Origin of the sequence: Mesorhizobium sp. M7A.F.Ca.CA.001.10.2.1, assembly GCF_003998575.1 — a bacterium.
GTDB lineage: Bacteria > Pseudomonadota > Alphaproteobacteria > Rhizobiales > Rhizobiaceae > Mesorhizobium.
In genome coordinates this window covers 1-10870 of sequence record NZ_RZQY01000141.1, presented here as the reverse complement: position 1 = coordinate 10870, position 10870 = coordinate 1, and the positions used below count along the sequence as shown (strand labels likewise).

The window sequence follows — 10870 nt, the reverse complement described above, 5'->3', positions numbered from 1 at the left end:
GCATGAATGGATCGCGACCTGCTCAGCCACCTTCCCGTTATCGTCGCCGTGGCGCGGCGAGGCGGCTTTGCGCTTGCCGCTGCCGAACTCGGCATGAGCCCTTCGGCGGTCAGCCACGCTGTACGCCTTGTGGAGGAGCGCATCGGCCAGCCGCTCTTTGCCCGCACGACCCGCAGCGTATCGCTGACCGAGGCCGGTCAGGCGCTTGTCGCGACGGCCGAGCCCGCGCTGCAGGATATCGCCGAGCGGATGGAGCGTATCCGCGGCATCAAGGGTCGCCCGGCGGGACTGCTCAGAATCAATGTATCACATATCGCCGTCCCGATGGCGGTGACGCCGGTGGTGACGGCCATGGCCGAGCGCTATCCGGATGTGACAGTGGAAATCTTTGCCAATGAAGGATTGGTCGATATCGTCAGCGAAGGCTTTGACGCCGGCATCAGACTTGGCGAAATGATCGCGCAGGACATGATCGCGATCCGGATGACCCCGCCATTCCAGGTGATCATCGTAGCGTCACCAGCCTATATCGGCCGGCATGGCCGCCCGCACAGCCTGGCCGATCTCGCCGCCCACAATTGCATCGGCTACCGTCTGGTGCGATCCGGCGCGGTCTATCGTTGGGATTTGACGGAGGACGGCAAGGACGTGGCCGTGGAAACGCGCGGCACCGCCATCGTCACCGATTCGCTTGCCGCGATCGACCTGGCGCTGTCGGGAATGGGACTGGCCTATGTGTTCGAGCCGCTGGTGCGCGCCGACCTGGCCGCTGGTCGGCTTGTCCAGGTGTTGCCGCAGTCGGCAATCGAGGAACCAGGCCTGTTTCTCTACTTTCCGCGCCGGGCGGCAATGGCACCGAAGCTGCGCGCCTTTGTCGACGTCACACAAGAAATCGGCCGGACACCCTCGCGAGCGCCCGGCCGAGTTGCCTGAGCCGAAAAGCTGCTTGGCAGCTTACTTCTTGACCGCTGCAGCGACTTCCGCGGCGAAATCGGTCTCTTCCTTCTCGATGCCCTCGCCCAGCGCAAAGCGCAGGTAGGCGGTGATCTTGGCCGGGGCGCCGATGTCCTTCTCGGCATCCTTCAGCGCCTTCTCGACAGTGATGTCGGGATTGAGCACGAAGGCCTGCTTCAGGAGCACGACTTCCTCGTAGAACTTGCGCAGACGGCCCTCGACCATCTTCTCGATGATCGCTTCCGGCTTGCCGGACTGGCGCGCCTGGTCGGAGAAGATCGCCTTCTCGCGTTCGACCGCGGCCGGATCGATCTGCTCTGCGGTCAGCGCCAGAGGGTTGGTGGCGGCAACATGCATGGCCACCTGGCGGCCAAAGGCGTTGGCTGCATGCTCATTGCCCGTGGTCTCGATCGCGACCAGCACGCCGAGCTTGCCAAGGCCGTCGGCAACCGCGTTGTGGACGTAGGTAGCGACAGCGCCGTGCGGGACGGTGAGCTTGGCCGAGCGGCGGAAGCCCATGTTTTCGCCGATGGTGCCGACAGCGTCCTTGATGGTGTCGGCAACAGACTTGTCGGAACCTGGATACTTTGCGGCGGCCACAACCTCCGTCGTGCCATAGGCCAGCGCAACCTTGGCAACGTTGCCGACGATTTCCTGAAACGCGGCGTTGCGGGCCACGAAGTCGGTCTCGGAATTGACTTCCACGACGGCAGCTTCGCGCACGCCGTTGTCGACGCCGATCAGACCTTCAGCCGCGGTGCGGCCAGCCTTCTTGTCGGCCTTGGAGATACCCTTCTTGCGCAGCCAGTCGACGGCCTCTTCCATGTTGCCGTTGGTCTCGGTCAACGCGGCCTTGCAATCCATCATGCCCGCGCCGGTCAAGTCGCGGAGTTCTTTGACCTGTGCAGCCGAAATGCTCATTGTCGCCTCTTTGTTTTAAATGCACCGACGCACCATCGGTATTCGATGGTGCGTCTGTTTAGCGTGCCAGAATATGAGAAAGATGAAGGCCGCAACCGGCCTTCGATTATCAAGCTTCGGGAGCTTCCGACGCCGGGGCCGGAGCCGGGTCGAGCGCGGGTTCGACCGGAGCTTCGACCGAAGCGCCGATGTCGACGCCGAGCGCGCCCTGCTGGCGGGCGATGCCGTCGATCGCAGCCTTGGCGATCAGATCGCAATAGAGCTGGATGGCGCGGGCCGCGTCGTCATTGCCGGGGATCGGGAAGTCGATCTTGTCCGGATCGCAGTTCGAATCGATGATGGCGACGACCGGGATGCCGAGGCGCTTGGCCTCGAGGATGGCGATCGCTTCCTTGTTGGTGTCGATGACGAACATCAGGTCGGGCGTCGAGCCCATGTCCTTGATGCCGCCCAGCGCCTTGTCGAGCTTCTCGCGCTCGCGGTCGAGGTTCAGGCGTTCCTTCTTGGTCAACCCTTGCGCCTCGCCGGCCAGCATCTCGTCGAGCTTGCGCAGGCGCTGGATCGAATTCGAGATCGTCTTCCAGTTGGTCAGCATGCCGCCGAGCCAACGCGAGTTGACATAATACTGAGCCGAACGCTGTGCAGCATCGGCGACGATCTCGGACGCCTGGCGCTTGGTGCCGACGAACAGCACGCGGCCACCCTTGGCGACGGTGTCGGAAACCTGCTTAAGCGCCTGATGCAGCAAAGGCACCGTCTGCGACAGGTCGATGATGTGGATGTTGTTGCGGGCGCCATAGATGTAGGGTGCCATCTTCGGGTTCCAGCGGTGGGTCTGGTGGCCGAAGTGAATGCCAGCTTCCAAAAGCTGGCGCATGCTGAAATCAGGCAGTGCCATTCAAAGTTCCTTTCCGGTTAGCCTCCACGGACACAGGCATTTTTGGACTTTGTCCTCGAACGCCACCGGAGGTTTCAGCCGGATTTCTCCCGGGCAGACACCAAAGTCCGTGTGTGGAATGAGCGCGCATATAGAGGGGATGCGCGATAAACGCAAGCGCCGCGGGATCTGTGATGCGGCGTGCGACGATCCGCGCCCTGCCGTCAGCGCTTTATCTTCCCGTTCGGCACTCGCACTCGCCGGAAGACCGCGACGATCTCCTCGCGGCTGCATTCGATGGCGCCGAGCCGCACCGCACGGTCGCGCTCGAAGCCGGTTATGTCATAATGCGGCGCCGATGTCTTGGGCGGCCCCTGGTAGGATGAGCGCTTGACGCCGAGCCGGGCGGCAAAGCGATGCAACTCGTCGGTGTCGTCGGCCAACAGATGGCACCAGCGATGGCCGGCCCAGTTCCAGATCGCTGCGTCGACATAGACCGCCATGAAGCTTGCTGTTTGCCTTCCATCCTCCACCACAGCGGGCCACGTGGCCCGTCAGGATGTCAGGGACGATAGAATGGATTCGGATAGAAAATGAAGCCGCCATTGGCCGCAAGCTCGGCCACAATGTTGGTGACCGTATCCTGCATGCGACGGTGCAGTTCGGCAACCGCATCGTCGATCGAGCCCGCATGCTCATGCAAGCCCAGTGCCTCCGGCACCCGGATGTGGGCGCAACGCGGCCCGGCCGGCTGCGGAATGAACCGGTTTATCGTGTCGCGCAGCCCGCCTCGACAATAGTCGTTGCGGATCCGCTTCAGATGTTCGGCGATCTGCTCTTGGGTGATGCGCGGATTGGCGCAGGCCCAGGGTCCGATGCGCTGCAGCCTCTGAACCCTATCGGCGAGCGCGCGGACCTGGCTTTGCCGTTCCGTATCGTCGGTGTTTTCGCGTTGCCAGCGACGCGCACGCCGCAGAAGCTCTGCGGTGTCGGTTATGGCAGCGTCGAATGAGATGCTTTCGCCGAGTCGGCGGCCGAGTTCAGCAACCAACGCCTGCTGGCGCTCGGCATAGGTTGCGCCTTCGTCGGATGGCATGCCCGATGCTGCTTCATCGCGGGCCAGCAGCGCCGAATAGACATGGTGGATGCGCTGCGGCAGCGTGTCGGTCGCAAGGCGTTCTATTTTCAGGCTTTTCTCGACATAAGCGCATTCCTTCGCCAGCGCCGCTTCGACATTCCCGGTGAAGGCGAGCTTCCACACGACTGGCGCGATCCAGACCTTGAAATCGGAATCCGTGGCCCGGCCGCGCTTGAGGGCCTCCAGCCCCATCTCGATGGCACCCGGCAGCAAAGGCGCAACGACATTGGCATGCCAGCCGACGCCGCCTTCGGGATGCAGCAGCACGCCATGGCCTTTCAAGGCCCAGGCGATGGAGTGTTCCTTGGCTGCCCCGCTATTGCCGGGAATCTGAGCGATGAGGTTGTTGGCCAGCCAGAACTTCTGCATCAGCCGGCCAAGGCCGTTGACGACACCATTGGTTGCCCATGAGGCCGTGAGCGGGCTGACCTGCGACACGATTTCCTTATCGATCATCCAGTCGGTGAAGAACTCGGGATGATTGGGCGTGATGAAGGTCGCCTTCCCTGCCCCGCAACTGGCCTTCAGCCGCTCAAGGTCGGCGTGGGGAAAGTCGATATGGCGGACATTTGAGACGCCGCGCAGACCGGCCAGGCGATTGAACGGCAAGATATCCCGAAATCCGGGAATGCCGCGGAGCATGACGATCCGGTTGACGGATGTCATGGCCCTGATCAGTGCCGGGTTGGGCCGCGGCGCCACGAATGTATCGATCCTGCTCAAGCTGATCCCCCTCGCGCCTGGACGCCGGGGAGAGGTTGAGAGACGATTGCGGCACGTTCAAGTCGATCGTTACGACCACGCCGTGTCGTGGTAAATCAACTGCCTAGACCGGCACTATTTGGCGGGACAGGGTTTCGTCTGGTCGAACAGCGACAGGTTGACCAGCTTGCCGGTCATCGAGAAGTCGCCATAGTCCATGACGAGATCGCGGGTGATGCCGTTCTCATGCAGCTTGAAGCTGATACGGTATTCCGGCACCTCTTCGCCCGTCTTGTTGGTGTCGTCGAAATAGGCGATGTCGACCGGCCAGTATTTGTCGGTAGCGAGCTTTGCCAGTGCCGAAGCTTCCGGGTCGGCCTTGTCGGCATCGGTTTTCTTGCCGACCACGACGGTGGTGGTCATCACCTTGTTGGCGTCTTCGGAACCGTCGAACAGGTTGGTTTCGTAAAAATTCTCGCCCTTTTCGGCCTTGCCGATCAGCTCGACCAGATGCTGGGTCGGGAATTGGGTTGTCGCCAGCTCGACGCTGTTCTTTTCAGGCTTGTCGATGTCGACCTTCAGGCCCTTGGTCTCTTTGGTGGCGATGCCCTTGACCTCCTTGTCGAGATTCTGGTCGACGAAGGATTTTGTCACGAACGAAAATGTCTTGCCTTCGGCGTCCTCGAAAGTGGTCGTCTGCTGGTCGGTCAGCCTGGTGTTGTCGGCGGTGACGATCTGGGTGACGAAGCGGAATTTCACCGTATAGCCTTCGCAGGCCGAGCCATTGAACTCATAGACCATGCGGCCGGATATGCCTGTGATGCCGGACTGATCGGACGCTTTTTTCAAGGTAAGATCGTAGACGGCGCGGTGGGCTTGCAACGCCGGCGCTGCGAAGGCAGGGCCTATCGAGAAGACCCCCGACAACAGGACGGCATGGAATGCGAGGCGCGTTGCGCGCATGAGGTACTCCGATCGTCGCGACTGATGGCAGGCCGCAGGGAAAGATGGTCCAGCTTAAAAAAAGTCGTGGCGGAAGCGAGGCAAAAATAGCAATTTCGGCCCGGCCGGCGCGGCGTCACCAAGCAATAGGGAAATACCATGAGTGAAACAATCGAAAAGCGGCTAAGCGATCTGGGTGTGACGCTTCCCGTCGCCGCCGCGCCCGCCGCCAACTACGTGCCCTATTGCCGGACCGGCAATCTGCTGTTCACCGCCGGACAATTGCCGCTCAAGGACGGCAAGCTGCAGGCGAGCGGGCTGTTAGGTCGCGATCTCGATACCGCAGGTGGCAAGGATGCGGCAAAATACTGCGCGATCAACATTCTGGCGCAGGCCAAGGCAGCACTCGGCGACCTCGAGAAGATTAGCCGTCTGGTGAAGATCACCGTTTTCGTCGCCTCGACACCTGAGTTCGCCGAGCAGCATCTGGTTGCCAACGGCGCCTCCGATTTCCTGGTGGCGGCCCTTGGCGAGCGTGGCAAGCATGCGCGCTCCGCCGTCGGCACCGCCTGCCTGCCGCTTAATGCCGCAGTGGAAATCGAAGCCGTCTTCGAAATCGAATGAGCCAGGGGACAGATATGACCGACCTATCCTGGCTGACCGCCCGGCCCGTCGCCCATCGCGGCTTCCACGACATGAACAAGACGCGCTGGGAAAACACGCTGTCAGCCTTCGCTGCGGCCGCCGAACGCGGCTATGCCATCGAATGCGACGTCCACCTGTCGTCCGACCGCGTTCCTGTCATCATCCATGACGGAGATCTCAAGCGCCTGACCGGCCAGGATGGTTTCGTCTGGCAGCGCACCGCAGCAGAACTCGCGGCGCTCAGGGTCGGTGGCACGGCGGACCATGTGCCGACGCTGCAGGAAATGCTCCACCTGGTCGACGGCCGCGTGCCATTGGTGGTCGAGTTGAAAGGCACGCCCGGCTATGACGAAGGCCTGGTGGCAAGCGTCGGCAAGATGCTCAAGCGCTACAAGGGCAAGGCGGCGATCATGTCGTTCGACCACTGGCTGGTCCGCGATTTTCCGAAAGACGCGCCGGGTATCCCCGGGGGTCTCACCGCCTACGGCAAGGACGTCGGGCTGATCGAGGCGCATTTCGCCATGCTGGCGCACGACATCGCCTTCACCTCCTACGCGGCCGGCGACCTGCCGAACCCATTCGTCAGCTTCGTGCGCGAAAGGCTGAAAATGCCTGTTATCACCTGGACGGTGCACGACCAGCCGGCGGTCGACCTGACCTTCAGATATGCCGACCAGATGACGTTCGAGGGGTTCGAGCCCGATCTGGTCAAAGTCGCCTGAGTGTCTGAAACGTGACTTGTACCAGGCCGGACGGAGCTTAAATAAGCCTCATGGATCAGGGCGACGAGGGTGACGGACAAACGGCCAATGCTGACTATTCGATCCGCGTCGCCGCCGGCATTGGCGCCTTCACCTGTGATGAATGGAACGGCTTTGCCGGAACCGCGCGCGGAGATTCAGAAACCAGTTACAATCCTTTGGTTTCCTTCGCTTTTCTAAGCGCACTCGAAGATTCTGGATGCGCCGTGCGGCGCACCGGCTGGCAGGGCCATCACCTCAGGCTGGAGGACGGGCAAGGCAGATTGCTGGGCGCGGTGCCCTGTTATCTCAAATCGCACAGCCAGGGCGAATATGTGTTCGATCATGGCTGGTCGGATGCCTTCGAGCGCGCCGGCGGCCGTTACTATCCCAAACTGCAAAGTGCCGTGCCGTTCTCCCCGGTCACCGGCCCTCGCCTGCTGGTCAGCAAAGGCGAGGACAGCGCCAAAGTGAAGGCCGGTCTCGCGGCGGGCCTGAAGGCGGTGACGCAAAAACTCGGCGTCTCTTCCGCGCATGTCACCTTCGCGCAAGAGAGCGATGTGGAAGTGCTGGAAGCGGCAGGCTTCCTGCACCGCACCGACCAGCAATTCCATTTCTTCAACGAAGGTTTTTCGACCTATGACGACTTCCTCGCCACCCTTGCCTCGCGCAAGCGAAAGGCGATGAAGAAGGAAAGGCGTGAAGCGCTTGCCCCAGGCATTTCGATCGATCGGCTGACCGGCAAGGACCTCACGGAGAAGGCCTGGGACGATTTCTTCGCCTTCTACATGGACACCGGCAGCCGCAAATGGGGCCGGCCCTATCTCAACCGTCAATTCTTCTCGCTGATCGGCGAACGCATGGCCGACGACATCCTGCTGGTGATGGCCAGGCGCAATGGCCGCTATATCGCCGGCGCCATCAATTTCATCGGTTCGGACGCACTCTATGGCCGCAACTGGGGCTGCATCGAGGACCATCCTTTCCTGCATTTCGAGGTCTGCTATCACCAGGCGATCGACTTCGCCATCGAACGCAAGCTGAAGGTTGTCGAGGCAGGCGCGCAGGGCGAGCACAAGCTGGCGCGCGGCTACCGGCCGGTGATCATGCATTCCGCGCACTACATTGCGCACCCCGGCCTGCGCAACGCCGTCGCCGACTACCTCAGGCGCGAACGCCACGAGGTGGAGCGGATGAGCGAATATCTGGAAGAGCACACCCCGTTCCGCAAGGATCTGGAGGAGTAGCAACAGGGCTGCCTTGACGAGCAGGGCCGACTTCGTCCGATCGTCTTGCCGATTTTCCACCGTTTCGCTACACGAAAGGCACAATCCGGAGCGTTCGCCATGACCGAGGCCGCCTACGATACCGACAACATCTTCGCCAAGATCCTGCGCGGCGAAATTCCCTCGCACCGGGTCTACGAGGATGACGCTGTCATCGCCTTCATGGATGTGATGCCGCAGGGGCCGGGCCACACGCTGGTGGTGCCGAAAGCGCCGTCGCGCAACCTGCTCGACGCCGACCCGTCAATTTTCGGCCATCTCTTGAGCGTCGTTCAGAAAGTGGCGCTGGCGGTGAAAAAGGCCTTTGGCGCCGACGGCGTCACCATCATGCAGTTCAATGAGCCGGCATCGGGGCAAACCGTCTATCATCTGCACGTACATGTCATTCCGCGCTTCGACGGCATCCCGCTGAAGCCGCACACGGGAGGAATGGAGAAGCCGGAGGTGCTGACCGAAAATGCCGAAAAGATCCGGACTGCACTCGAAAATTGAGAAACGCGAGGTCAGCCGATGTGGCGGACCGGGTAGCGCCGTTCAGCCGAGAAGACGATTCTAGTGCCCGGGCGGGCCGGCGCCGGGACTCAACCGTTTGCAACTCTAATCGTCTGATTAGGAAATATTGAACCGTCTCACGGTAAAATGGTAACGGCGTGGCGAGCTGGGCTTCAAAACCATGGAACATTCGGTTGCGGCATCGGCCCCACTGACGGGGGCTATTGTCGGACGTGCTTTTCCTGGCATCTTGGCGGATGCCTTTTGGCGACACCGGCTGCTGCACGCTATGGCTACCGCTGCGCTGCTTCTGGCAAGCGCAGTCGGGTGGCACACTGGAAACATGCCGGATTTCGGCGTTCTGGCGGAATACGCCGAGTATCTTTTCATCGCCTTCTGGATTTGCGGCTCAGCCCTTGCACTTGGGACGCTTTTCCACCTTGCGCTGGTCCAGCGGGAAACCGAACCGCTGCACACCTTCCTCAAGTCACTGGGTAGATTCTTTGGCGATGCCGAACGCATTGCCAACAGCCTGAATGGCCTGGGTGCGGGTCTTGCCTTCATATCCGCGATCGGTGTGTTGAAGGGAGCCATTGCAATCCTCTCTCCGTTCGCATGGGACAAAGCATTGGCTCACGCCGATCGCATCCTGCATTTCGGTCGAGCCCCGCACGAATGGTTGTGGTTTGTCGTCCAGTCGCCGCTTGCATTGAAGATCATCAACATCGCGTACAATTTCTGGTTCGTCGTGCTCATCACCGCGGTTTTCACCGTGTGCATCACACGCAAGGATACGAAGCTGCGTCACCAGTTCCTGATGAGCTTCATGACGGTGTGGACGCTGGGTGGCTTCTTCCTCGCGATGGGCCTGTCGTCGGCTGGCCCCTGCTTTTACGAGCGATTGGGGTTCGGCAACGACTTTCACCCCCTCATGCAAGCACTTGCCGTTGCCGATCGCGTCTATCCGATCTGGGCGCTCAGCACGCAGGATATGCTGTGGAGTGGCTATACCGGCGCAACTACCGGCAGCGTCGGCATATCCGCCTTCCCATCCCTGCACGTTGTGATGGCGGTGCTGTTCGCCCTCTATGCAACACGGCGGTCTCGGCTGGCCGGTCTTGTGATGTGGTTATTCGCCGGCGTCATTATGGTCGGTTCCGTCGTGCTTGGCTGGCACTATGCCTTGGATGGCTATGCGGGTGCATTCCTGATGATCGCGATCTGGAAGGTGTGCGGATATTTGCTGACCCGTTTCGCGCCGGACCGCATGGCCGCTGAAATCGAGAGCTCCACGATGCAATCGCCGGCCGTTTGCAGGCTGTAAATTCGCCGATCTGGACGAACCCGCCTGCGGCGGCCATGCCGGTCAAAACGGCTCAAGGGCCGCGCTGGATGGGTTGGATAGTTTCTGAAACGTTGTTGGATACGGTGCTTGCCGAAGCTGCTCTGCGATCGTATCCGCGCACTGCTTCGGGCTCAGGAGCGAGGTATCGACTTCCAGATCGTACACGCCTGGGCGGTGGACCTCCTCCTGCCACAGGCGCACGGGCAACGGCACCGGATCGTCTGATGAGCCGGTCACATATCTCTTGTCCGCCGCGCTGGCGGCACGCCTTTCCATGATGATTTCCAGCGGGCAGCGAACACCGACAAACAGCACCGGCAGACCTACAAGCCGGCGCGCGCAATCAGCCACAATGTGAAGTGGTCTCGAATAGGCGTCGTGATGGCCGATATCCGCCACGACATTCAGCCCCAGCCGGCTGTGGGCGGCGATCGATTCGTAGAGCGCGGCGTATAGTCCGGGCACGAGGGCCTCAAGGTCCGGACGCTCGCCACCGGGCCGCAATCCTATCCCGGGCCGATAGCGTGCCGGCGCAGCCTGCTCGTAAACGTCGACGCCGAGATTGATCCAGACGCCATCGAAGCGCTCCTGAACAGCTCTGGCGATGCTTGTTTTTCCCGATCGCGGCGCACCGTTCAGGATGATGATCTGGCCGCTCATGCCCCTCCTCCTTGCAAACGAAAAAAGCCCCGTTTCCGGGGCTTTCAGACTGCTGACAAACCCCGTCGATTTTCGGCGGGGTTTTTTGTTATGTGATTGAAGTGTCTTGGACTGTTTGTGTCAGGAGATTTTGACAAGAGGCATTGAGCCTCATGCGCGGGCCGGCTT

At 61.3% G+C, this 10870-nt stretch carries 12 protein-coding genes; 6 read left to right on the top strand and 6 right to left on the bottom strand.

Annotation, left to right across the window (positions count from 1 at the left end; translation table 11 throughout):
- The first annotated feature begins 6 nt into the window (after positions 1-6).
- Complete coding sequence (locus tag EN964_RS12090) at positions 7-933, top strand: LysR family transcriptional regulator (protein ID WP_127270207.1); 927 nt, start codon at positions 7-9, stop codon at positions 931-933.
- Between the two features lie 21 nt (positions 934-954).
- Here the strand turns inward: EN964_RS12090 and tsf are convergent, their stop codons facing one another.
- The 5 genes from tsf to EN964_RS12065 all read right to left on the bottom strand — a co-directional run bounded on the left by tsf (position 955) and on the right by EN964_RS12065 (position 5555).
- On the bottom strand, positions 955-1875 hold the full coding sequence (tsf, locus tag EN964_RS12085) for a translation elongation factor Ts (RefSeq protein ID WP_127272504.1): 921 nt from the start codon (positions 1873-1875) through the stop codon (positions 955-957).
- Positions 1876-1984: 109 nt separating this feature from the next.
- Complete coding sequence (gene rpsB, locus EN964_RS12080; RefSeq protein WP_127269021.1) at positions 1985-2773, bottom strand: 30S ribosomal protein S2; 789 nt, start codon at positions 2771-2773, stop codon at positions 1985-1987.
- A gap of 203 nt (positions 2774-2976) precedes the next feature.
- Complete coding sequence (locus EN964_RS12075) at positions 2977-3255, bottom strand: DUF4031 domain-containing protein (RefSeq protein ID WP_027036667.1); 279 nt, start codon at positions 3253-3255, stop codon at positions 2977-2979.
- A gap of 59 nt (positions 3256-3314) precedes the next feature.
- Positions 3315-4613: a hypothetical protein gene (locus tag EN964_RS12070; protein WP_127269020.1), complete on the bottom strand. Its 1299-nt coding sequence runs from the start codon at positions 4611-4613 to the stop codon at positions 3315-3317.
- A gap of 114 nt (positions 4614-4727) precedes the next feature.
- Positions 4728-5555: a cell envelope integrity EipB family protein gene (locus tag EN964_RS12065; protein ID WP_127269019.1), complete on the bottom strand. Its 828-nt coding sequence runs from the start codon at positions 5553-5555 to the stop codon at positions 4728-4730.
- Positions 5556-5693: 138 nt separating this feature from the next.
- Between EN964_RS12065 and EN964_RS12060 the strand changes: the two genes are divergently transcribed.
- The 5 genes from EN964_RS12060 to EN964_RS12040 all read left to right on the top strand — a co-directional run bounded on the left by EN964_RS12060 (position 5694) and on the right by EN964_RS12040 (position 10021).
- Entirely contained in the window at positions 5694-6158 is a 465-nt protein-coding gene (locus EN964_RS12060; RefSeq protein ID WP_127269018.1) for a RidA family protein, read from the top strand.
- A 14-nt stretch (positions 6159-6172) separates the two neighbouring features.
- Positions 6173-6901: a glycerophosphodiester phosphodiesterase gene (locus tag EN964_RS12055; protein WP_127269017.1), complete on the top strand. Its 729-nt coding sequence runs from the start codon at positions 6173-6175 to the stop codon at positions 6899-6901.
- Positions 6902-6951: 50 nt separating this feature from the next.
- Positions 6952-8166, top strand: a complete 1215-nt coding sequence (locus tag EN964_RS12050) for a GNAT family N-acetyltransferase (RefSeq protein WP_127272503.1) — start codon at positions 6952-6954, stop codon at positions 8164-8166.
- Positions 8167-8265: 99 nt separating this feature from the next.
- Complete coding sequence (locus EN964_RS12045) at positions 8266-8697, top strand: HIT family protein (protein ID WP_127271001.1); 432 nt, start codon at positions 8266-8268, stop codon at positions 8695-8697.
- A 181-nt stretch (positions 8698-8878) separates the two neighbouring features.
- The gene (locus EN964_RS12040; RefSeq protein WP_236383050.1) at positions 8879-10021 is read left to right on the top strand and encodes a phosphatase PAP2 family protein; all 1143 of its coding nucleotides are present in this window, start codon (positions 8879-8881) and stop codon (positions 10019-10021) included.
- Positions 10022-10063: 42 nt separating this feature from the next.
- On the opposite strand, the gene EN964_RS12035 is transcribed toward EN964_RS12040, so the two are convergent.
- Positions 10064-10702: a chloramphenicol phosphotransferase CPT family protein gene (locus EN964_RS12035; RefSeq protein WP_127276394.1), complete on the bottom strand. Its 639-nt coding sequence runs from the start codon at positions 10700-10702 to the stop codon at positions 10064-10066.
- Between the last annotated feature and the right edge of the window lie 168 nt (positions 10703-10870).